The sequence below is a fragment of the Burkholderia pulmonis genome (genome assembly GCF_984667975.1).
In genome coordinates this window covers 1217282-1240663 of the sequence record NZ_OZ480187.1, presented here as the reverse complement: position 1 = coordinate 1240663, position 23382 = coordinate 1217282, and the positions used below count along the sequence as shown (strand labels likewise).

The window sequence follows — 23382 nt, the reverse complement described above, 5'->3', positions numbered from 1 at the left end:
ATCGGGTACAGGGTCATCGCGTTCGTGCGCGGCGTGCCGGCGTCGGCGCTGGTGGGATAACCGGCTCCACGACGGAGCCGGATCACGCGTGACGCAGCGGCGACGCGCCGCATGCGAACGTGCGACGTCACGCCCGCACGATAGCTTCGGCAACGCGCTCGAACGGCACGCGCCCTTTCCGAAGCTCTACCGTTTCGTCGCTTTCGAAGCCGATATGGCCGCTGTTCAGCCCGCGATTCAGTTCGATGAATCCATCGATCGCCGCAGTCGAGAACGGGTTCATCGCGAGCACCCCGGCCCATGCGGACGGCTCGAGCGCCACCGGTCGAACCGGCCGGCTCAGCACACGCGCAAAGGCATCCGCGATGTCGGCCGGTGAATACGCGCGCGGCCCCTCCAGCCCGACCTTCCGGATACCGGCCCAGTCTTCCTGCAGCATCTCCGCCGCGACGCGGCCGATGTCTTCGGTCGCGACCATCGGGATCGCGCGCTCGACAGGCCCGAGCAGGCTCGGCAGGATGCCCTGCATGCGGACCGGATCGACGACGCGCGCCCAGTTCTCCATGAAATAGGCGGCGCGCAGGAACGCAACCGGCATCCCCAGTTCGGCCAGTTGTCGCTCGGCCGCCCGGTTGGTCGCAATCACGCCGGTGCCCTGCGGCTGATCCGCACCGACCGACGACAGCAGCACGAGTTTGGGCAAGCCCGCCGCACGGACCGCTGCGGCGACGGCGCGCGCCGTCACGTCCGCGTGTTCGAACAGATTCTCCAGCGCATAGTTGGGCGGCTTGACCAGATACGCACCGCGCGCGCCGGCGAACGCCTGCGTCAACGCGGCGGAATCGGCCAGGTCCGCAACCGCCACCTCCGCGCCCTGCTCCGCCCAGCTCGCCGCCTTCGCACGATCGCGCACGACCACGCGAACCGGAACCCCTGCATCGATCAGCGCCTGGGCCGCAACGGCGCCCGTGCGCCCGGTAACACCCGTGACAACGTACATATGCTCTCCCGACTGCCGCTCCACATGTTGGAGCAATGGTTTCGATGATGTACGCTGGCCGGACATAACTCAAATGCATACCGATCATGTCCAGCATGCACCAAGTGGATTTGCATTCCGCCGACCTGAACCTGCTCAAGCTGCTCGATGCCTTGCTCAAGGAGCGCAGCGTCACGCGCGCCGGCATCCGGCTCGGCCTGACCCAGCCCGCCGCGAGTCGCGCGCTCGGCCGGCTGCGCACGCTGCTTGACGATCGTGTGGTCGTGCGCACGCCGAAGGGGCTGGAATTCACCCCGCGCGCGGCATCGCTCGCGCTGCGCGTATCGCGTGTGCTGGCGGAAGCGGCCAGCATCATCGCGCCTGCCGTGTTCGATCCGGCGACGGCGCACGGGCAGTTCTCGATCGCGAGCCTCGATCACATGGCGTTGACGCTGATTCCGGACGTGAATGCGCGGCTGGAACGAAGCGCGCCGGGACTGGATCTCGAAGTTCCGCCGTCACGCGGCAACAACGTCGAGCTCGTGACGGACGGCACCGCAGGCGTTGCGCTCGGCGTATTCGACGACGATACGTTGCCCGCCGGCATCTATCGTAGAAAGCTCTACGACGACAATCTCGTCTGCATTGTGCGGGACGGGCATCCGGCGCTGTCGGCACGACTGACACCGAAGCGTTTCGCCGCGCTGTCGCACGTGCTGGTGACGATCGGTGGCCGGGGTGGAGAGCTCGTCGACGCGGCGCTCGCGCGGCAAGGGCTGCACCGGCGGATTGCGATGCGGCTGCCGCACTTCCTGGTCGCGCCGATGGTGGTCGCGAAGAGCGACATGATGCTGGTGCTGCCGCAGCGGCTCGCGCGGCATGTCGCGGCGTCGATGCCGCTCACGCTCGTGAAGCTGCCGGTCGAGGTGCCGTCTTTCGCGCTGTCGATGATCTGGCATGAGCGCACGCACGACGATCCCGCGCATGGGTGGCTGCGGCAGCAGATTGCGGAGGTTGCGTGGGAAAAGGGATCCTAGGCATGGCCTGCAGTCACATGAGACGCATCGCCCGCGGCACGATCCGCTTCGCCGTCAAACCTCCGGATCCTGAATCCGCGCCGACTGAATCGTGCCGGGCGTATCTCGGCATGCCACGAGCGTTGGCGTCCGCTCGAACCGGTCGGTCGCGTCAACGCACGGACAAGGCCGCGCGGTCTGCCGATGATCGCCGGCTACATGGATCGACGACGATCTTGTGCAACAGCCTCTCGACGGCCGCATGCTGCCCTTCCGCGTCGACATCTTGCCCCACTGCATGTCCATATGACTGGCGTTGGCCGCGCCCGTCCAAAGCGGCATGCCGTTGCGGTCCATCAGTGCCGCCGCGCTCTTCAGCGTCGCGCGAAAGGACCGACATCCATCATTCGGCACCCAAAAACGCCCCTTCGGTATTCAAGCGCAATCTTCGACTTCGGCTTAGGATGGGAGCGCCTCATAAACGAGGCATGCCTGAAACTGATTCAGCCTGACTTGATGCATTCTCGAACCAATCCAAAGAATCATGAACAATATCGGGGGTCCGGAGCATGAAGTATCTCGTCCTTATACTGGCATCCATTCTTTCCTTGAACGCCTGGGCGGAGAAAGATTCGGAAATTGACAACCCCGCTCAGATCCAGTCGTTCCTGAGCAGCCCCGGCGTCCAGAATTTCAATTACCCGGATCCCCAGCACTGGAAAAGCTACAGAAAATACATCCAGATCGGAACCAGAATGCCGGACGGTTCGTGTCAATACCATTACGAATCCACCGTTCCGTCGGATCAGCCCTTCATACAGAAAGAAATCGCCGTCGATCGAGCCGGATGCCGATCACTCATGCTGGAAGGCGTCCCCGACGACGCCACCCTGAATCAATGGAAGCAGATTCAGCAAGTCATACACAAGGGCGCGAAACAACAGGAAATAACCGGCCCGAATACCGGCAGGAAAATTACGATTCAGCGGAACTCCACATCGGGTAGCCAGATGCTGATCAACCAGAACACCCCGTCCGTCACTTCCGGCTCGACCGGCACGAGCACTGCCTCAGCAAGCACGGCCGACAGCGGCGGAATATTCAATACGGGCGGCACAACCTATACGCCTTCGTACAACATCCAGTACACGGATGGAAATAATCCAGTCATGAAGCAAGGGCTGGTCGGTATCGTGACGAGCCTTGCGGATCTGCTCAAGCTGCTTGGGCTGCAGATTGGAAGCGACGGGATCCTCGCGGCCGAAGTCGATGTTTCGCAGGCCTATGGAACACCTGCTGTTGCCCCCATCTCGGGAAATTGCTACTACGACAATCTGTCGAACGGATCGTCCGTCAACTTTTCTGAATACGGCAGCACGATCACCTTTCAAGCCGGGACCGTCGGATGGAGCCAGAAAACGCAAAGCGCGTGTACGGCCATGTTGTTCTCGACGGGAAGCACGGTGAATCATCTCGCGTACAGCTCGGAAACGCCCGGGCAATCCCCCGTTGCACCCGGTTCCGTTGCGTGTGTTTCCGCTGCGAATGCGTCATTCAGCAATTCCTGTGCCGCATACGGGCAACAGATCCCTTACGTTGCCTTCGGGTATTACGCAAACGCAAGCGGCTCGTTTTACAACAACTCGAAATTAAGCTTTCTGGGCCAGACCATTTTCGACTGTTCCGCTGCACCCGGCCTGACCATTACCTTCAGCGACATGAAGATCGTCAGCGACGGAATGGGACATTCCACCCTCTCGGGAAGCTCCAACGTCAACGGCCCGCAGGCCAATTGCGCGAGTTACTTGTCCGCCAACGTGACCTATCTGCCCAACGCAACGGCTGCCGCGCATTGAAATCCGGGGCTCGCACCGACGAGTCACGCCCGCCGCAGGGCAACACGCGAGCCTCAAACATCCGGATCCGGAATCCGCGCCGACTGAATCACCACCAGCGTATCCCCTGCCTCGATCCGGCACGGCGGATCCTCGTAGAACGAATAGATCTTCCCGCAGCGATCGAGCCCGACCACGATCGCACCGGGCACGACGTTCGTCAGGCAGCCGATCTCCTGCGGCAACGCCTCACGCTCCAGCAGCGTCGCACGCCCGCGCGTCGACAGCATGTCGTTCACGAACGGCACGATGTAGCGGCTGTGCACCGCGTCCGCGAGCAGCAGCGCGCCGATCTTCGTCGACGACACGATCACGTCCGCGCCGGCCTGCCGCAGTTGCCGCTGGTACAGGTTCTCCTGGATCCGCACGACGATCTTCGTCTCGGGCGCGATGCTGCGCACCGACAGCGTCAGCAGGATCGCGGTCGGATCGTCGGTGACCGAAATGATCACGGCCTTCGCCGCGCGCACCTGCGCCTGCTGCAGCAGATCCTCATGCGCAGGATCGCCAAGCAATCCCGTCACGCCGAGCGACGTCGCGGCCTCCAGCGCCTGCTGCTGCGAATCGATCACGATGATCGTCGCGGGATCGACGCCGCTTTCCAGCAACTCGCGCACGGCGATCGACCCCGACAGGCCGTAACCGCACACGACGATGTGATCGGACAACTGCTTCTGCAGGCGTTTCATGCGGAATTCCTCGATGACGCGCTGGATCACGAACTGATACGCCGTGCCCAGGAAAATGAACCAGATGCCGATGCGGATCGGCACGATGAAGAACGCATCGAGCAGGCGCGCCCGCGCGGTGACGGGCACGATGTCGCCGTAGCCGACCGTCGCGACGGTGACCATCGTGAAGTACACGAGATCGGCGACGGTCATCGGCGTGCTCTTGGTCGAATCGCGCAGGCCGTCGCGATCGAGGTACAGCACGAGGAACGCAAGCGTGCACAGCAGCACGACCGCGCCGAGACGGAACAGCAGCGTGCGCAGCGGCGACGTCGCGGGACGCGTGAACAACGTGCGCGCACGCGGCGCCTGCCACGGATTGCGGGCGCGACGCAGGCGCATGCGCAACGAGCGGCGCTGGTCGGATGGCGTTGCCAACGGGGAATCTCCTGAAGGATGCGGGCTCGATTCTACGACGGGAACACACGGCCCCGGCCGTCACAGCATGCTGCGCGGCCGCACCATCGTCCCGTCGACGAAACGCTGTGCGCGAAACGCGGACAGGTCGAGCGACGGCGCCCCCGTGTCGATCCATTCGGCGAGCAGCCGGCCGACGATCGGCCCCATCGCGAACCCGTGTCCGCAAAAGCCCGTCGCGATCGTGAGCCCCGACGGCGTGCCCGGCGCATCGATCACCGGAATGCCGTCGGGCAGCACGTCGATCAGGCCGGCCCACGCCTCGACGATCTGCGCATCCTTCAGCGCGGGGAAGATCGTCTTGAGCTTCGCCAGTGCGCGCGGCGCATGCGCTCGATTCGGCTGCGGCTGCGGATCGCGCGGCTCGATCGGCCCGCGCGCGCCATTGATGCGCGCCAGCACGTCGCGCCAGGCAGATGCATTCAGGTGCAGCCGGAATTTGTCGCGCTGCGACCAGAACTCCGGCCAGAAGAGACTCAACCCGCGCAGGTGGCCGAGCGTCAGATCGACGTCGACCTGCATGTCGTCGGCAAGATTGATCGCGCCGTTCTTGCGCTGCCGGATGCCGAGACCATGCCCCCAGACCGTCGACGCCGACACCGGCGGCACCACGTTGGTGCGCATGCAGGTGCCGCGCACGGCCTGCTGCGGCAGCCGGATGCCGACGCCGTCGAGCAGCCGGAAACTGGTCGCGCCGGCCGCGCAGATCACGCGCCGCGTCCGGATCGTGCCACGCTCGGTCACGACGCCGGCCACCGCGCCACCGGCCGTCTCGATCGCCGTCACGCCACAGCCTTCGAAGAAGCGCGCGCCGGCCTCGGCGGCGCGCGCGGCGAACGCGGCGGCCACGCGACGCGGCTCGGCCTGCCCGTCCGTCGCGGTATACAGCCCGCCGAGCGTGCGCGCCTGCGGCGAAAGGCCTCGCACCCGCTCGTCGATCTGCGCACGCGTCAGCGTGCGCGTGTCGAGCCCGTGCTCGCGCGCGACGGCGAGCCACGCGTTGAACGACGACCAGTCCGCTTCGTTGTCCGCAATATAGAGACAGCCGCCCTGCCGCCATTCGAGATCGAAACCGAGGGTTTCCTCTAACCCTTCCCAGATCCGCATGCCCGCCATCATCAGCGGCACCTCGGCGGCCTCGCGCCCCTGCTGCCGGACGAAGCCCCAGGCGCGCGTCGACTGCTGCCCGGCGATGCGCGACTTGTCGAGCACGACGGCCTTCAGGCCGCGCAGGCCTAGGTAGTACGCGGCTGCGCAGCCCATGATGCCGGCACCGGCGATCACGACATCGGCCTCGGCCGGGAACGCCATTTCGGCGCACGTCAGGGCATCGTGCAGCGGGTAGGTTGTCGTCATTGTTTCCTTTCAGTCGTTAATTCGTTCGGGATTGGGACGCTTGCGGTAACTTCGTGACACACCTTTCACAGAAACGCACCTTTCACGACACTGAATGACGACCATTTTGCGGTAAAGTTATCTTTTCCGCGCGTGGCCGGTCGGCTCGCCATTGGACGTCATGAAGACTGTCCGCCGAGACTGCCGCAAGGCGTCGTTCTGAACGTCACGATCCGTTCCCGTAGCATGACCATTGAAGCAATCACCACGGATTCCCTCGCGGTTGCCGAGCGCGTGCGCGAGCTGATGACCCGCAACGGCATCGGCAAGCGCCAGCAGACCACCGAGCTGTGCCGCATCCTCGACCTGAGTTTCTCGCAAGGCCACCGCAAACTGCGCGGCAGCAGTCCCTGGACGCTCGCGCAGATCAAGAAAGTCGCCGAAGCGTACGGCGAACCCGCCGCCCAGCTGTTCGGCGCGCAAACGCTCGACCCCGGCATGGTCGGCGCGTATTCGCAGGAAGCCGTCCTTTACGCGGGCGTCGCCGAAATTCCGTGCACCGCATGGATCGGCGCGCCGCTCGAAGCCGGCGCACGCCCCGAGTTCGTCGCGTACGAACAGAACGGCCGCTGGCGCGTGCTGCGCCATACCGGCGTGCTGTACCAGAACGCGTACGACGTGCACAAGATCGAGATCTATCCGCGCCGCGCGGAGAGCGACAAGCTCGTCGTCGCGGTGATCGACCCCGATCGCGTCAGCGCAACCGAGCTGTGCCGCTATCTCGAACGGCAGGGTTTCGCGACAGCCGCGTTCGACGGTCTCGCACCGTTCGTCGACGCGCTGCAGGGCCAGGCGTTCGATGCCGTGCTGACCGAATGGCTGTTCGACGACAGCACGGCCGCCACCGCGATCAAGGCCGTGCGCACGTCCGACAACCCGGGCGCGCCGATTTTCGTCCTGACGGGCGACCTGCTCACCGGTCGCGCGAGCGAGGCCGACATCAGCGAAGTGATCCGCGCGTTCGACGTGGTCTGCTACGAAAAGCCCGCGCGCATGGCGATCCTCAGCGCCGACCTCGCGAAACGGCTCGCACGCGGGTAATCCCCGCCGGCCCGCCGCGCCTCCGGAAGGCACGCGGGCGCGCAATGCCGCGGGCATGGACAGGTTCCTCAGTACAATAGCCGCACCTGTTCACGCCCGCACCGGCATCCGCCGCCCGACGCCATGGCCCGCCTCATCCCCGACGACTGGAAAAGCCTCGCCGCCACCGGCGCGGCCGAACGCGAGCGCGAAACGCTCGCCGCGCTCGAACACGCACTGCCCGACAGCTACACCGTCTATCACGGCGTCCACTGGACGCGCGCCGACCAGGCGTTCTCGGTGTTCGGCGAAGCGGCGTTCGTCGTCGTGAGCCCGGCCGGCCGCGTGCTGCTGATCGAGCAGAAGGCCGGCTTCCTGCGCGAGACGCCGAAGGGGCTCGTGAAGGTCTATTTGCAGAAGGAACGCAATGTCCCGATCCAGCTCGCGCGCACGCAGGAAACGCTGCACCGGCGCCTGACGGCCGCACTCGGCGCGGGCGTCTACGGCGTCGAGGCGCTGCTGTACTGCCCAGACTACTCGATCCGCGACGCGTCGATCGCGGGCGTCGCGGCCGATCGCATCGTCGACGCGTCGCGCAAGGCGCAGCTCGGGCAAGTGATCCTGCAGATCCTGCCCGAGGGCGACGAACCCTTCCCGAACGCGCCGAAGCTCCACCATTTCCTCGCGGACGAGCTCGCGCTCACACCCGACACGAGCGCGCTCGTCGGCCAGGCCGGCACGCTCGTCACGCGGTTGTCCGGCGGGCTCGCCGAATGGGCGCGCCAGCTCGAATTCGCGCCGTTCCGGCTGCGCGTCACCGGCACCGCCGGCTCGGGCAAGACGCAGCTCGCGGTGCAGACGATGCGCGACGCCGTCGCCGCCGGCAAGCGCGTGCTCTACGTGTGCTTCAACCGGCCGCTCGCCGATTACATCGCGCGCATCGCGCCGCCCGGCGCGAAGATCGCGAACTACCACCAGCTGTGCGACTGGGTCGCGCGCGACGGCGGCTATACGCCCGACTTCCAGGTGCCCGGCGAATTCGAGCGGCTCGAAGCGCGTTTCGCCGAAACGCCGATCCCCGAGCGCTGGCGCTTCGACGTGCTGGTCGTCGACGAAGGACAGGATTTCCACGCACCGTGGGCGGCCGCGCTGGAGCGGTTGCTCGCACCGGATGGCGCATGGTGGTGGCTGGAAGATCCGCTGCAGAACCTGTACATGCGCGAACCCGTCGCGCTGTCCGGCTGGGTCACGTTGAAGGCACTGACGAACTACCGCAGCCCGCGCGATCTGCTCGAATTCGTGCGTGACGTCGTCGGCCGCGTCGAGCCGCTCGCGGCCGAGCTGCGCTCGGGCAGCCCGTTCGATGGTTCAGAGCCGTCGGTGTCGGCCTACGGGGAAGACGGCATGTCGGCGAACGCCTTGACGGACGCCTGCATCGACGCGACCAAGCGCGCGATCACGCATGCGCTGTCGCTGGGCTTCCGCAAGCAGGACATCGCGGTGCTGTCGTACCGCGGCCGCGAAAGCTCGGTGCTCGCGCCGCTCGACCAGCTCGGCCCGCACCGGATCAAGCGCTTCACCGGCAAGTACGACCTGTTCGGCAACCCTGAATATCGCGAAGGCGACGTGCTGCTCGATTCGATCTACCGCTTCAAGGGCCAGTCGGCGCCGTGCGTGATCCTCACCGAAGTCGACTTCGATACGCTCGACGCGCGTGCCGCGCGCAAGCTGTTCGTCGGTGCAACGCGCGCGACGATGAAGCTGCTGATCGTCGCGTCGTCGCGCGCGGCCGCGCAACTCGCGGCCGTCTGACGCGGCGGGCAGGCGGACGGCAGGCAAGCGGGCGCCTGCGCCGTCACCGCCCGTTTTCGATCACGCCACCCGGAACGCCCCCACCGCACGGCGCAACCCGTCGGCCTGTTCCTCGAGCGACGCGGCAGCCGCCGCAGCCTGCTCGACCAGCGCCGCGTTCTGCTGCGACACCTGGTCCATCTGCGACACCGCGCGGTTCACCTGCTCGATCCCGTCGCGCTGCTCGCTCGATGCGGCCGCGATCTCGGTCATGATGCCCGTCACGCGCCCGATCGCCTGCTGGATATCCTGCATCGTCGTACCGGCCGTGCCGACGAGCCGCGAGCCGATCGCAACACGTTCGACCGATTCGCCGATCAGCGTGCGGATTTCCTTCGCCGCGGACGCCGAGCGTTGCGCAAGCGTGCGCACCTCGCCTGCGACCACCGCGAAACCGCGCCCCTGCTCGCCTGCGCGCGCGGCTTCGACCGCCGCATTCAGCGCAAGGATGTTGGTCTGGAACGCGATGCCCTCGATCGTGCCGATGATGTCGGCGACCTTCTGCGAGCTCCGGTCGATCTCGTTCATCGTGCCGATCACCTCGCCCACCACCGTCGCGCCGCGCGTCGCGATTTCGCTCGCGCTGTCCGCGCAGGCCTGCGCCTCGAGCGCGTTGTCGGCGTTCTGCTTCACGGTCGCGGTCAGTTGCTCCATGCTCGCGGCCGTCTCCTGCAGCGCCGACGCCTGCTCCTCGGTGCGCTGCGACAGGTCGGTGTTGCCGGCCGCGATCTGGTGCGTCGCCGTCGAGATCGCTTCGGAACCCTGGCTGACCTGGCGCACCGTGTCCGCGAGGCTGCGCTGCATGCCCGTCACGCCCTTCACCAGTTCTGCCATTTCGTCACGCGACGACCAGCGCACTTCCGACGTCAGGTCGCCGTCCGACAGGCGGCGGAAATGCGACAGCAAGCGGTTCACCGGTTGCGTGATCGCGAAATGCAGGCCGACCGCGCAGCCGAGGCACGCGGCCAGGCCGAATGCGATGCCCGCGATCGCGCCCATGCGCATCCAGCCGTAGTAAGTCTGCGCGGTGTCGTAGACATCCTTGCCGCGCGCGACCTGGTACGCATCGAGCGCATCGGTCGCCTGCGTGAGCGCGACCGACAGCGGCGGCGCCACCGTCATCAGCAGCCGGTCGGCCTCGTCGCGCCGGCCTTCGCGGATTGCATCGATCATCGGCTTCAGCGCCTGCCCGATCAGCGCCTGGCGCGCGGCGTCGAGGCGGCTCGCGAGCGGGCCCTCGTCACCGTCGTGCGGCATCGCCGCGTAGTTGCGCCACGCGTTGTCGGCCTTCGCGAGATAGCCTTCGGCCTTCTTCACGAGATCCGGGACTTCCGGCGCTTCCGGATGCAGCAGCGCACGATCGAGCGTCGTGCGCACGATCGTCAGGTTCAGGCTCGCCGCGGACAGCGCGGTCTTCGCAGCCAGTTGCTGCGTATAAGCCTCGTCGAGTGCGCGGTTCGAGCTCTGCATGCCGGCGAGGCCGATCAGCCCCGACACGACGAGCAGCACGGCAACGAGACCGAGCGTGGAGAAGATCCGCGTACGGATCGAGAAACGGGAAAACAGGGCGTTCAGGTTCATGACGGCACGTGAGCGATAAAAAATGCCGCGGCAATCGGTCCGCAGCACTCTGGATTACGGTTTGCCTGCAAAAAACTTGAGTCCGTCCCCGCTTTTCGTCTGATCACGGTCAATTTTTCGTGCCGGCAATCTCCTGTTACGCCTGCAACATATCGAGGCAAGGCAGAAATTGACTAGTCAACTATCTGCGGCTATATTTCGCCTCAGTTCCCTGCCATGGCAGATATATCGATGACAACCGACACCCTCCTCACTCCGCCAGCCGCCGAAACGGCCCGCCGCGACGCGCCGACCGGGCTGGTCATCGGCGCGCTGCTGCTCGTCATGCTGTTGTCCGCGCTCGACCAGACGATCGTGTCGACCGCGCTGCCGACGATCGTCGGCGAGCTCGGCGGGCTCGACCAGTTGTCGTGGGTCGTGACCGCGTACCTGCTGTCGTCCACCGTCGTGCTGCCGCTGTACGGCAAGCTCGGCGACCTGTACGGCCGCAAGATCGTGCTGCAGGCCGCGATCGTGCTGTTCCTCGCCGGCTCCGCGCTGTGCGGCGTCGCGCAGGACATGACGCAGCTGATCGTGCTGCGCGCGCTGCAGGGGCTCGGCGGCGGCGGCCTGATGGTCGTTACGATGGCCGCGATCGGCGATCTGGTCCCGCCCGCTCGCCGGGCGCGCTACCAGGGGATGTTCGGCGGCGTCTACGGCCTCGCGACGATCATCGGCCCGCTGCTCGGCGGCTTCCTGGTCGAGCACCTGTCGTGGCGCTGGATCTTCACGATCAACCTGCCGCTCGGCTTTCTCGCGCTCGCGGTGATCGGCATGGCGTTCCGGCCGCACACCGCGCAGGTGAAGCACCGGATCGACTACATGGGCGCAGCCTTCCTCGCGACCGCCCTCACCTGCGTGATCCTGTTCACGAGCGAAGGCGGCTCGCTGCTGCCGTGGACATCGCCGCAACTGTGGATGACGCTCGTGCTCGGGCTCGTCGCGATCGGCGGCTTCATTTATGAAGAGCGCCTCGCGGCCGAGCCGATCATGCCGCTCGAACTGTTCCGTCATCGCACCTTCGTGCTGATGAGCCTGATCGGCTTCGTCGTCGGCATCGCGCTGTTCGGCTCGGTCACGTTCATCCCGCTGTACCTGCAGGTCGTGAAGGGCTCGACGCCGTCGCAGGCCGGCATGCAGCTGCTGCCGATGATGGGCGGGATGCTCGTGACGTCGATCGTCAGCGGCCGGCTGATCTCGCGGCTCGGTTCGTACCGGATGTTCCCGATCGCCGGGACGCTGACCGGCGGCATCGCGATGGCGCTGCTGTCGACGCTGACGCTCGATACGCCGCTGCACACGATGTACGCATACATGGCGCTGCTCGGAATCGGGCTCGGCATGGTGATGCCGGTGCTCACGCTTGCCGTGCAGAACACGGTCGAATTCCGGCACATGGGGGTGGCCACGTCGGGCGCGACGCTGTTCCGCTCGATCGGCGGCTCGCTCGGCGTCGCCGCATTCGGTGCGCTGTTCTCGCACGGGTTGCAGTCGCGGATCATGCACGCGCTGCCGGCCGGTACCGAGCTGCCGCCCGCGCTCGGCCCGGCCGCCGTGCACCAGTTGCCGGATGCCGTGCGCGATGCGTACCTGCACGCGTTCGCCGGCTCGCTGCATGTCGTGTATCTCGCCGCTGCGACGGTGATCGCGATCGCGTTCGTGCTCGCGTGGTTCGTCGAGGATGCGCCGCTGCGCAAGCACAACTGAGTGCCCGGCGGATCGCAACGCGGCCGTCCGGCCGTCTCGCGATCCGCACGCATCCGCCGTCAAGGCAGCAGCACGACGCCCCCTGTCGTCGCGCGCGACTCCAGCAACCGGTGCGCATCGGCCGCCTGCTCGAGCGGCAGCCGCGCGCCGATCTCCACGTGCATCCCGCCCGCCAGCCGGTCGAGCGTCGCACGCGCGGCGTCCCGGTATCCGCCAACGTCGCGCGCGATGAAACCGAGCACGCTCGGCCGCGCAAGCGCGATCGAACGGGCCGGGCCCAATTCGTCGAGATCGAACGTCTGGCGCGCGCCGATCGCGGCCACCTGCCCGATGCTCGCGACCATCCCGAACGGACGGATTGCACCGAGCGTGCGCGTCAGCACGTCGCCGCCGATTCCGTCGATCGCGTAATCGACGCCCGCACCGCCGCCGAACGCGCGCGCGGCTGCAACGAAATCCGCTTCGCGATAATCGACCACCGCGTCTGCGCCGTGCGTGCGCACGAGCGCGGCTTTCGCGGCCGATCCGACCGTACCGATCACCCGCGCGCCGAGCGCGCGCGCCCACTGCGTCGCCAGCAGCCCGACGCCGCCGGCCGCCGCATGCACGAGCACCGTGTCGCCGGCGCCGACCTGCCGGACGCGATGCAGCAGCATGTACACGGTGATCCCCTTGAGCAGCCCGGCCGCGGCGGCTTCGTCGCTCAGGCCGTCCGGAATCGGCAGCACGCGTTCGGCCGGCATCGTGCGCAGGCTCGCATAGCTGCCGGTCGGCATGCCCGCATACGCCACGCGCTGACCAGGAACGAGATCCGTCACGCCCGGCCCGACCGCGTCGATCACGCCGGCCGCCTCGACGCCGAGCGCATCCGGCAGCGCGGGCAACGCGTGCGCCCCCGTCCTGAAATAGATGTCGACGAAATTCACGCCGACGGCGGTCTGACGAATCCGCACTTCGCCGGCACCGGGCGGCGCGACCGGCGCATCGACGCGGCGCAGCACGCCGGCGTCGCCGTAACGGTCGATCCCGATCCGGATGGCGTTGGCATTCTGGGTCATGGCGTTCCTCGTTATCGAATGAAGTGACACGATCATCCCATCGTGCATAATCGAACGGAATTCACGTTGATCGCCCATCTACTGTGCAAAATTCGACCGATCTGGCTCCCACTCCCGCCTCCGTACTACCGATGAGCTGGGACGACATCCGCTACTTTCTGGCGGTGATGCGCGGCGGCAGCCTGTCGGCCGCCGCGCGTGCGCTGCAGGTTCAGCATTCGACGGTCGCGCGGCGCATCGACGCGCTGGAATCCGCACTCGGGATCCGGCTGTTCGACCGGCTGCCACGCGGCTGGCCGCCGACCGACGAAGGGCTGCACCTCGCCGATCACGCCGCTCGCCTCGAAGCCGACGCGCATGCGTTCGCGCGTGCCGCGCAGGGGGCGGCGGCGCTCGATGGCGTCGTGCGCGTGTCGGCGTCGCCGGTGTTCGCCAGCCATTTCCTCGCGCCACGCCTGGCCCGCGCGCAGCGCGCGTGGCCGTCGCTGCGGATCGACCTGATGGGCGAGATGCATGCAGCGAACCTGTATGCGCGCGAAGCCGATCTCGCGGTGCGCCTGTCGCGGCCGAGCGAGCCCGGGCTCGCCGCGCGCCGGCTCGGCACGATGCGCTTCGTGCTGTGCGCGGCGCCGGAATGGGTAGACGTGCCGCCCGACAGCCTGGCGTTCATCGGCTACGACGACGCGCTCGCGCAAACACCGCAGCAGCAATGGCTCGAACGCTTCGCGGCCGGACGCCGTTTCGCGTTCATCGCCAACGACCTCGCCGCGCAGCATCGCGCGTGCGCTGCCGGCGCCGGCGTCGCTCTGCTGCCGCGATTTCTCGTCGACGATCCGGCCGCGCACGCCGGCGCGCCGCTCGTCGAGCTGACCGACGCGCCGCGCTGCGACATCGAGCGCGAGATCTGGCTCGTCGTGCACCCGGACGTGCGCCGGTCGCCGCGCGTACAGCGCGTCGCCGAGGCGATCGCCGACGCGGTTCATGCAGCGGACGGACGGCTGTAGGGAACCTGCGCCGCCACCCGTCAATCGTCTTTGCCACATGCGCCGGCGGCCGGCATAGTAGCGATTTGATTTCACCTGTCCGGCCGCCATGCCCACTGCCCCTGCCTGCGTCGTTCGCGACGCGATCGACACCGACCTCGATGCCATCCACGCGATCTACGCGCACCACGTTCACCACAGCGTCGCGTCGTTCGAGGAAACAGCGCCCGACGTCGCCGAACTGCGCGCGCGCCGCGACGCGGTGCTGCGTCACGGGCTGCCGTATCTCGTCGCCGAATGCGACGGCCGCGTGGCCGGCTATGCGTATGCGACGCCATATCGCACGCGCAGTGCGTACCGCTTCACGATCGAGGATTCGATCTACATCGACGATGCGCATCGCGGGCGCGGGATCGGCCGCGCGCTGCTCGCGGCGCTGATCGCGCGCTGCGAAGCGGGCCCGTGGCGGCAGATGATCGCGGTGATCGCCGACGGCGGCACCGGCGGCTCGACGTCGCTGCATCGCGCGTTCGGCTTCGAGCCGGCCGGCATGCTGAAAGCGGTCGGCTTCAAGCATGGCCGCTGGATCGACACGGCGCTGCTGCAGCGCCCGCTCGGCGTCGGCGCGAACGCGGGCCCCGCCTCGCCCGAGCCCGCCGCGTCGCGCTAGAATGGCCGCATGTCAAAACAGACTCATTCCACGCCCGACGAGGCCGCACCGGATTCCCGCAACGAGTACACGGTCGACGAACTCGCACGCGTGTCCGATACCACCGTGCGCAACGTCCGCGCGTACCAGGATCGCGGGTTGCTCGCGCCGCCGGAGAAACGCGGGCGCGTCGGCATCTACGACGACACGCACGTCGCACGCCTGAGGCTGATCAACCATCTGCTCGCGCGCGGCTACACGCTGTCGAACATCCAGGATCTGATCAAGGCGATCGACGAAGGCCACGACCTGCGTTCGATCCTCGGCCTCGAAAACGCGATCGGCGGCCGCTGGTCGCACGAGCTGCCGAAAACCTATTCGCTCGCCGCGCTCGCGCAGATGTTCGGCCCGCAGGCGACCACGCAGTTGTCCCGCGTGACCGAGCTCGGTCTGCTCGAACGGCGCGGCCTGTCGTTCGTCGCGAAGAGCCCCGCGCTGCTCGAGGCAGCGGCCGCGATGACGAAGGAAGGCATTCCGCCGCGCGAGTTGCTCGACGTGATCAGCCTTGCCCGCCCGCACTTCGACGCGATCGCACGACTGCTCGTCGATCTCGTCGTGAAACGGCTCGACCGCTACGACGCCGACACGCTGCCGCCGGCCACCGACGTGCCCGAACTGGTCGACGCGATCTGGCGCCTGCGCCCGCTCGCAGCCGTGTTCGTCGAGGGCGAGACGAATCGCGCGCTCGAAACCGCGGCGAGTGCGTATCTCGGCGGCCGTGTTGCAACGATCCTCGACAAGAAGCTCAGCGATGAAGCGGCGCGGCAGTCCGGCGCGGCGGATGCATCGGATACGCAAGGCGGCGGCGACAACGCGTAGGCGCGCCGCCGTCTTGTGCGCGTCGGCACGCGATCGTCCATGCGATCCTTCTTCGAACCGAGCGGCACCGGTCGCGCCCGAAAATGTCTCGCATGAAGTTCGTCCGACGATTCGTTTCACGCGCTGAACCACCCGCACCGCTGCCGTCACGCATGTGTCGACCTTTCGCTGCAACGCGCGAGTGCCCGGCGTGCGGAAAAACCAACGACCGTTGCAGGCGACAACCGTCGTCGGCACGGGTCGGCGCACGGCCGGAAGCGCCGTTCATCCCGCCTTCCAGCCAGACAGGGCCGCATCGCTCCATCCGCAACAACGGGCCGCGCCGCAAAATAGTTACAAGATAACGATTGACGCGAGCGCCGCATGTCGGTTAGTGTCTAGGTCGAAGTCCAAGAAGTCCGATTGCTGTTCATCAATTGCTGCTCCTTCCAAGCGGTATTCGTTGTCCTCTCCCTCCTTGACGCTTCACAGGCTCTTCAACAGGGCAAATCTCTTTATATTTTTTCTCAAGGAATCTTCATGGATACCGGTATCGTCAAGTGGTTCAACGACAGCAAAGGCTTTGGCTTCATCACCCCGGACAACGGCGGCGACGACCTGTTCGCTCATTTCTCCGAAATCCGTGCCGACGGCTTCAAGACGCTGGCTGAAAATCAGAAAGTGAGCTTCGAAACGAAGCAGGGCCCGAAGGGTCTGCAAGCGGCCAACATCAAGCCGCTGTAAAGTTTGAAGGACCCGGCCTCCCGAGACGGACGCCGGGTCGCAGCGACACCCCCACGGAGCCTCGCCTCCTAAAGTTGGCGCGATCGCCCTTAGCTGCATCGGTTCATTCAGCAGCTTGCCAAGCGCCACACGCCTCGTTGCACTTCATCCCCCCTCCGGCCGCAACGCCTCATTTTCGCTTTCCGACTGCGTCAGATTCAGTCCGCAATGGCTTTGAATCGGCCTGCCCGTGCGCATTTCGCACGGCACGCGCGCACTCGAACATCATTAAAATTAAAATGCACAACAAACACATTCAACAGTACAACGGCTATGCCGTCCAACCCTCGGCGCATCGTTTGCCCGACGGTAGTTTTTCATCCAACCTGCTGCTCGAACGCACCAACAGCACGCGCGACGAAGGCCGCTACCAGTTCTATTCGCTCGATTACTTCGCGAACGAAGTACAGGCGCTGGAGCATTCGTCACGCTGGGCACACGACTGGATCGATACGCGCGGTTAAAAGCCGCGCCCCGGTACGGGCACCTGCCGCATGCGCGTCATCGGGGCGCGCGCGACAAAGCGTGTCCCGACATCGCGTGCAATCGATTCCGACCTGCCGGCTTGATCGGCGCGCCCGGTTCGAACTTCCCGATTGCCCCTTCGACGTCGTCGTCAAGCTGCACCCTCTCCGTGGAAATTGACGACGTACGCGCGATATCGGCGCAGACCAACATGAAAAGCCGGCGGCCAACTTGCCCGCCGGCTTTTTCGCATCGTACGACCGCTTACTTCAACGCGCCCGCCACCTTCTTCTGCCGCCACAGGCACAGCAGATCGCACGCGACATGCGCGGCCGCGATCGCGGTAATGTCCGCGTGATCGTAGGCCGGTGCGACCTCGACCACATCCGCGCCGACCAGATTCACCGCCCCGAGCCCCCGCACGATCGCCAGCGCCTGCGCGGACGACAACCCGCCCGCCACCGGCGTCCCCGTTCCTGGCGCGAACGCCGGATCGAGACAGTCGATATCGAACGTCAGGTACGCAGGCCGCGCGCCGACGATGTCGACGATCCGCTCGACCGCCGCACGCGAACCGTGGTCGTGCACCCACGCGGCATCGAGCCGCTCGATCCCGAGAAAATCGTCGTTCCACGTGCGGATCCCGATCTGCACCGACGTTGCGGGATCGATCAATCCGTCCTTCACGGCCTTGTAGAACATCGTGCCGTGATTGAGGCTGTCCGGCTCGTCGTCGGCCCATGTATCGCAGTGCGCGTCGAAATGGATCAGCGACAGCGGCTTGCCGTAGCGCTCCGCATGCGCAACCAGCAGCGGATACGTGATGTAGTGATCACCGCCGAACGTCAGCATCTTCGCGCCCGAACGGAGGATCGTACGTGCATGCTCGATGATCGCGGGCTTGATCGACAGCGGGTTGTGCGCGTCGAACCAGCAGTCGCCATAGTCGACGGCCGCGAGATCGTCGAACGGATTGAAGCCCCACGGATACGGATTGAGCTCGGCGAGCTGCACGCTCGCCGCGCGGATCGCGGCCGGCCCGAGCCGCGCGCCGGAACGATAGGTCGTCGCAAGGTCGAGCGGTACGCCGGAAATCGCGACGTCGACGCCGTCGAGCGCACGCGAATAGTTGCGGCGCATGAACGACAGCACGCCCGCATAGGTGTTTTCGATCGACGAGCCGTACGGCGTCGTGCGACGGATCGCGCCGTCGCCGTGGAAGAGTTCGGTCATGGGTCGGACCTGTTTTCGTGGGGAGCCGGCGCCGCCCCGCTTCGCATTCGCGCGCGGGCCGGGCACGGCATGGATTCATCGGGACACGCACCGGCTTGCGCATCCAGTCGCACGGCCGGGCGGAACATCGACAACGGCAATACCGCGGCGATCATAGCAAGCCGAATTGAAGTCGTTGCCCCGGTTCAGCCGGGGCAACGCGCGGAGAAATCCGACAGCGGCATCGTCATCCGTCGGCATCGATGACTAGAAGGATTCGCCGGTTTTTGCTTGCCCGTTCTTCCGGATAATGGCCGGCAGCCGCGCCCTCGACGGCGCGCCGTCCACCGCAGACAACAACAAACCGGAGACACCCGCCTTGATCGCCACGCTTCCCGCCACCTACCGCCGGCTCTGGCCGCTCGCCATCGCCGCCGCACTGCTGTACGGGCTGTCGCTCGCCGCCGCGCCCTATCCGGGCCAGGCCGCCGCGAAAGCCGCGATGGGCATCCTGCTGCTCGCGGCGGGCAGCACCTGCGGCGCGGCGCGCGAACGTGCGTGGCTGTGCGCGGCGCTCGCCACCGCGGTGCTCGGCGACGTGCTGCTCGCGCTGCCCGACTGGCCGCTGTCGTTCGTCCTCGGCCTCGGCGCGTTCCTGCTCACGCACGTGTGTTATTGCGCGATCTTCATGCGCTGGCGCGCGCGGCCGCACGGCTGGCGCATCGTCGCGTTGATCGGGTTGTGGATCGCCGCACCGGCGTTCTACGCGGCGTTCTTCCCGCATCTCGGCGAGCTGCTGGCGCCGGTCGCCGTCTACATGCTCGTGCTGTGCGTGATGGCCAGCTTCGCGCTCGCCGCCCGCACGCGCGGCCCGCTGGTCGCGATCGGCAGCCTGATCTTCGTCGGCTCCGACACGCTGATCGGCGTCGGCCGGTTCCTCGGCGGTTTTCCGGGCATCGATTTCCTGATCTGGGGCCTCTACGCGCTCGCGCAGGTCACGATCGTGGCCGGGGTTTTCCATGAGACGGCCGCCCGATCGATCCGTCCCTGATACTGTTTCAAACAGGCCGCCGCACGCCGGCGGCCTCGCCTCCCGCCTGTCTCGTCCTGCCGACGGCCCTTTCCGCGCATCCCGCATCGCGGAAAGCAAACCGTTCCAAACCCCGCTCAGCCTTTTCCCGTCTGGCTTCCGGCCCTTAGAGCGCCGCTTCTAGCCTCTTGCGGTTTCCGGGTTCACCCACTATCGTTACATCAACCAATGTAACATTCAAAAATGAGCCAAATCGGAGACACCCGGATGAATGCTCGCACATTGCCTTTCGGTCCGCCCGGCCACGACGGTCTGGACGAAACCATCGACATCGCCATCATCGGCACCGGCTTCGCCGGTCTCGGAATGGCGATCCGCCTGCGGCAAACAGGCGTGACCGACTTCGTCGTCCTCGAGAAGGCCGCGTCGGTCGGCGGCACGTGGCGCGACAATCATTACCCCGGGTGTGCATGCGACGTGCAATCGCACGTCTATTCGTTCTCGTTCGCGCCGAACCCGCGCTGGACGCGCATGTTCGCGCCGCAACCGGAGATCCGCGCGTATCTGGAAGACTGCGTGCAGCGCTTCGGCGTCGGCCCGCACCTGCGCCTGAACCACGAGCTGCAGCGCGCCGAGTACGACGAAGCCGCGCAGCGCTGGCGCCTGACGTTCGCGAACGGCAAGCGGCTGTCCGCGCGCGTGCTGGTGTCGGGGATGGGCGGCCTGTCGCGCGCCGCGCTGCCGTCGATTCCCGGCGTCGAGAATTTCCAGGGCCGCGCATTCCATTCGCAGCAGTGGGATCACGACTACGCGCTCGAAGGCAAGCGCGTCGCGGTGATCGGCACCGGCGCGAGCGCGATCCAGTTCGTCCCGCAGATCGCACCGCGCGTGAAGGAGCTCGCGCTGTTCCAGCGCACGCCGCCGTGGATCATGCCGAAGCCCGACCGCAACCTGACCGGGCTCGAGAAGTGGCTGTTCCGTACGCTGCCGTTCACGCAGAAGGCCGTGCGCAGCGGCATCTACTGGATGCTCGAATCGCGCGTGCTCGGCTTCGCGATCCATCCGTCGCTGATGAAGAACGTGCAGAAGCTCGCGCTACGCCACATCCGCAAGCAGATTCCCGATCCGGAGCTGCGCCAGACCGTCACGCCGAACTACACGCTCGGCTGCAAGCGCGTGCTGATCTCGAACGACTACTACCCGGCGCTGTCGCGCAAGAACGTCGACGTGATCACGACCGGCATCGACCATATCGAAGCCGACGCGGTCGTGACGACCGACGGCAAGCGCCATGAAGTCGACTGCCTGATCTACGGCACCGGCTTCCAGGTGGCCGACCCGTATCCGCGCGGCGCGATCATCGGCCGCGGCGGCCTCGACATCGTCGACGCGTGGCGCGACGGCGCGCACGCATACCTCGGCTCGACGCTGCCCGGCTACCCGAACTTCTTCATGATCGTCGGCCCGAACACCGGCCTCGGCCACAACTCGATGGTGTTCATGATCGAGTCGCAGATCGAATACATCCTCGGCGCGCTGCAGGCGATGCACCGCGAGCGCGCGGATGCGATCGAGGTACGCCCGCTCGTCGAGGCGCAATTCAACAGCGACCTGCAGGGCAAGCTGAAAAAGGCGATCTGGTCGACGGGCGGCTGCAAGAGCTGGTACCTCGACCCGCGCACCGGCAAGAACACGACGCTGTGGCCGGGCTTCACGTGGCGCTTCCGCCAGGCGACCGCGCGCTTCTCGATCGCCGATTACCACGCGTATCGCGCGCCGCAGCACGACACCGCCGCGCGGCCCGTCGCCGCGCCCGCCGCTTCCGCATCCACGTCCGCCGAAGCGGCCTGAGCCAGACAAGGAGCCACCGACATGAGAGATTTCGCCAACAAGGTCGCCGCGATCACGGGTGCCGGCTCGGGCATGGGCCGCTCGCTCGCGATCCAGCTCGCACAGGCCGGCTGCCACGTATCGCTCGCCGACAAGAACGGCGTCGGCCTCGCCGAAACCGAACGGATCGTCCGCGCGATCGCGCCGAACGTGCGCGTATCGACACGCGTGCTCGACGTCGGCGACCGCGACGCGATGTTCGCGTGGGCCGACGACACCGCGAAGGAACACGGCAAGGTCAACCTGATCTTCAACAACGCGGGCGTCGCGCTGTCGAGCACGATCGAAGGGATGGAATACAGCGATCTCGAATGGATCGTGAACATCAACTTCTGGGGCGTCGTGCACGGCACGAAGGCGTTCCTGCCGCACCTGAAGGCATCGGGCGACGGCCACGTGATCAACACGTCGAGCATCTTCGGGATCTTCGCGCAGCCGGGCATGAGCGGCTACAACGCGACGAAGTTCGCGGTGCGCGGCTTCACCGAATCGCTGCGCCAGGAACTCGACATGATGAAGTGCGGCGTATCGGCCACCTGCGTGCATCCGGGCGGCATCCGCACGAACATCGCGCAGTCGAGCCGCGTCGCGAAGAACATGGTCGGCTTCATCGTCGAGAGCGAACAGCAAGGCAAGGACAGCTTCGAGAAGTTCTTCATCACGACCGCCGATGACGCCGCGCGCACGATCCTCGCCGGCGTGCGCAGGAACAAGCGCCGCGTGCTGATCGGCCGCGACGCGAAGGGGGCGGACTGGATGGCGCGCATCCTGCCGGCCGCATACCAGGCGCTCGTCGTGCTCGCGACGCGCCGCGAAGCCGCGAAGGCCCGCCGCCATGCCGCACGCGGCACGCCGGCGCCCGCACCGCTGCACGCCACCTACAACAATGCAGGCAATCAGGGAGGAGAACAATCATGACGACCCCGAACATGATGCCCGTGCGGCGCGACATCCGTTTCGCGCTGCCGCCCGAACGCGCACGCGACTGGCACGTGCAGGGCGTGCCGGTCACGCACTTCATGAATGCGCTGTCGCTGCTGTTCCCGGCCGGCGAACGCTTCTTCATGGATTCGGTGCGCAACTACCGCGACCGGATCGAGGATCCCGAACTGAAGAAGCAGGTGATCGGCTTCATCGGCCAGGAAGCGATGCACACGCGCGAGCACATCGAATACAACGACCTGCTGCAATCGTCGGGCCTGCCCGCGCACAAGCTCGACAAGCGCCTGTGGACGATCCTCGGCTGGTTCAAGAAGGCGCTGCCGCATTCGATGCAGCTCGCGATCACGATCGCGCTCGAACACTACACGGCGATCCTCGCGAACCAGTTGCTGTCGGGCCACGAGCACCGGATCGACGGTTCGGTCGAAGGCTACCAGCAGATGTGGATGTGGCATGCGATGGAGGAAACCGAGCACAAGGCGGTGTCCTACGACGTATGGGCCACGGTGATGAAGCCGGGCCTCGGCAGCTACCTGCTGCGCACGGGCACGATGCTGACGACGACCGTGTTCTTCTGGGCCATCGTGTTCGACTTCCACGTGCGCCTGATGCTCGCGCACCGTCGCGAACACGGCAAGTTCGGCGGCATGTGGCGCCTCGTGAAGTACCTGTACGGCCCGAAGCACGGCGTGTTCCCGAGCATCGCGCGCGAATGGCTCGACTATTTCCGCCCGGGCTTCCATCCGTGGGATCACGACAACCACCAGTACCTGCAGGGGCTCGACACGCTGCTCGAGAACATCGACGCGACCAACGCGCGCTACGCGGCGCAAGCGGCCCCGCGCCGCGTGCCGCTGCACCCGGTCCCGCAGGCATGACGC

The 23382-nt window shown here is 66.5% G+C and carries 20 protein-coding genes; 14 read left to right on the top strand and 6 right to left on the bottom strand.

Annotated elements, in window-relative coordinates:
* Positions 1-127: 127 nt before the first annotated feature.
* The gene (locus tag AC5LXK_RS22325; RefSeq protein WP_493393651.1) at positions 128-1000 is read right to left on the bottom strand and encodes an NmrA family NAD(P)-binding protein; all 873 of its coding nucleotides are present in this window, start codon (positions 998-1000) and stop codon (positions 128-130) included.
* 95 nt (positions 1001-1095) lie between these two features.
* Between AC5LXK_RS22325 and AC5LXK_RS22320 the strand changes: the two genes are divergently transcribed.
* On the top strand, positions 1096-2016 hold the full coding sequence (locus tag AC5LXK_RS22320) for a LysR family transcriptional regulator (RefSeq protein WP_493394033.1): 921 nt from the start codon (positions 1096-1098) through the stop codon (positions 2014-2016).
* A gap of 548 nt (positions 2017-2564) precedes the next feature.
* The gene (locus AC5LXK_RS22315) at positions 2565-3851 is read left to right on the top strand and encodes a hypothetical protein (protein ID WP_493393650.1); all 1287 of its coding nucleotides are present in this window, start codon (positions 2565-2567) and stop codon (positions 3849-3851) included.
* 53 nt (positions 3852-3904) lie between these two features.
* On the opposite strand, the gene AC5LXK_RS22310 is transcribed toward AC5LXK_RS22315, so the two are convergent.
* Both AC5LXK_RS22310 and AC5LXK_RS22305 read right to left on the bottom strand, forming a co-directional pair.
* Entirely contained in the window at positions 3905-4999 is a 1095-nt protein-coding gene (locus tag AC5LXK_RS22310; RefSeq protein WP_493393649.1) for a potassium channel family protein, read from the bottom strand.
* Between the two features lie 60 nt (positions 5000-5059).
* Positions 5060-6394, bottom strand: coding sequence for an NAD(P)/FAD-dependent oxidoreductase (locus tag AC5LXK_RS22305; RefSeq protein WP_493393648.1), 1335 nt, complete (start codon positions 6392-6394; stop codon positions 5060-5062).
* 225 nt (positions 6395-6619) lie between these two features.
* Here AC5LXK_RS22305 and AC5LXK_RS22300 point away from each other — a divergent pair, with 225 nt between their 5' ends.
* Positions 6620-7474: a helix-turn-helix domain-containing protein gene (locus AC5LXK_RS22300; RefSeq protein WP_175840076.1), complete on the top strand. Its 855-nt coding sequence runs from the start codon at positions 6620-6622 to the stop codon at positions 7472-7474.
* A gap of 123 nt (positions 7475-7597) precedes the next feature.
* Positions 7598-9265, top strand: a complete 1668-nt coding sequence (locus tag AC5LXK_RS22295) for an ATP-binding domain-containing protein (protein WP_493393647.1) — start codon at positions 7598-7600, stop codon at positions 9263-9265.
* Positions 9266-9325: 60 nt separating this feature from the next.
* Here the strand turns inward: AC5LXK_RS22295 and AC5LXK_RS22290 are convergent, their stop codons facing one another.
* Positions 9326-10885, bottom strand: coding sequence for a methyl-accepting chemotaxis protein (locus AC5LXK_RS22290; protein ID WP_493393646.1), 1560 nt, complete (start codon positions 10883-10885; stop codon positions 9326-9328).
* Between the two features lie 231 nt (positions 10886-11116).
* Between AC5LXK_RS22290 and AC5LXK_RS22285 the strand changes: the two genes are divergently transcribed.
* Positions 11117-12631, top strand: coding sequence for an MDR family MFS transporter (locus AC5LXK_RS22285; RefSeq protein ID WP_493393645.1), 1515 nt, complete (start codon positions 11117-11119; stop codon positions 12629-12631).
* A 59-nt stretch (positions 12632-12690) separates the two neighbouring features.
* Here the strand turns inward: AC5LXK_RS22285 and AC5LXK_RS22280 are convergent, their stop codons facing one another.
* Positions 12691-13689, bottom strand: coding sequence for a quinone oxidoreductase family protein (locus tag AC5LXK_RS22280; protein WP_493393644.1), 999 nt, complete (start codon positions 13687-13689; stop codon positions 12691-12693).
* Between the two features lie 131 nt (positions 13690-13820).
* On the opposite strand from AC5LXK_RS22280, the gene AC5LXK_RS22275 reads away from it, so the two are divergent.
* From AC5LXK_RS22275 to AC5LXK_RS22255, 5 genes are all read left to right on the top strand, one after another.
* Positions 13821-14693 (top strand): LysR family transcriptional regulator, encoded by an 873-nt coding sequence (locus tag AC5LXK_RS22275; RefSeq protein WP_493393643.1) that lies wholly within the window; start codon positions 13821-13823, stop codon positions 14691-14693.
* 88 nt (positions 14694-14781) lie between these two features.
* Positions 14782-15342 (top strand): GNAT family N-acetyltransferase, encoded by a 561-nt coding sequence (locus AC5LXK_RS22270; RefSeq protein ID WP_493393642.1) that lies wholly within the window; start codon positions 14782-14784, stop codon positions 15340-15342.
* A 9-nt stretch (positions 15343-15351) separates the two neighbouring features.
* The gene (locus tag AC5LXK_RS22265) at positions 15352-16200 is read left to right on the top strand and encodes a MerR family transcriptional regulator (RefSeq protein WP_493393641.1); all 849 of its coding nucleotides are present in this window, start codon (positions 15352-15354) and stop codon (positions 16198-16200) included.
* Positions 16201-16719: 519 nt separating this feature from the next.
* On the top strand, positions 16720-16923 hold the full coding sequence (locus tag AC5LXK_RS22260) for a cold-shock protein (RefSeq protein ID WP_006485974.1): 204 nt from the start codon (positions 16720-16722) through the stop codon (positions 16921-16923).
* 278 nt (positions 16924-17201) lie between these two features.
* Positions 17202-17426, top strand: coding sequence for a hypothetical protein (locus AC5LXK_RS22255; protein WP_493393640.1), 225 nt, complete (start codon positions 17202-17204; stop codon positions 17424-17426).
* Between the two features lie 265 nt (positions 17427-17691).
* Here AC5LXK_RS22255 and speB read toward each other — a convergent pair whose 3' ends face one another.
* The gene (gene speB / locus AC5LXK_RS22250) at positions 17692-18660 is read right to left on the bottom strand and encodes an agmatinase (RefSeq protein ID WP_493393639.1); all 969 of its coding nucleotides are present in this window, start codon (positions 18658-18660) and stop codon (positions 17692-17694) included.
* A gap of 358 nt (positions 18661-19018) precedes the next feature.
* Between speB and AC5LXK_RS22245 the strand changes: the two genes are divergently transcribed.
* From AC5LXK_RS22245 to AC5LXK_RS22230, 4 genes are all read left to right on the top strand, one after another.
* Positions 19019-19690 (top strand): lysoplasmalogenase, encoded by a 672-nt coding sequence (locus tag AC5LXK_RS22245; protein WP_493393638.1) that lies wholly within the window; start codon positions 19019-19021, stop codon positions 19688-19690.
* A 246-nt stretch (positions 19691-19936) separates the two neighbouring features.
* Positions 19937-21520, top strand: coding sequence for a flavin-containing monooxygenase (locus AC5LXK_RS22240; protein WP_493393637.1), 1584 nt, complete (start codon positions 19937-19939; stop codon positions 21518-21520).
* Between the two features lie 21 nt (positions 21521-21541).
* Complete coding sequence (locus AC5LXK_RS22235) at positions 21542-22477, top strand: SDR family NAD(P)-dependent oxidoreductase (RefSeq protein ID WP_493393636.1); 936 nt, start codon at positions 21542-21544, stop codon at positions 22475-22477.
* Positions 22474-23379: a metal-dependent hydrolase gene (locus AC5LXK_RS22230; RefSeq protein WP_493393635.1), complete on the top strand. Its 906-nt coding sequence runs from the start codon at positions 22474-22476 to the stop codon at positions 23377-23379. The genes AC5LXK_RS22235 and AC5LXK_RS22230 overlap by 4 nt, the downstream gene beginning before the upstream one ends.
* Positions 23380-23382: the final 3 nt, after the last annotated feature.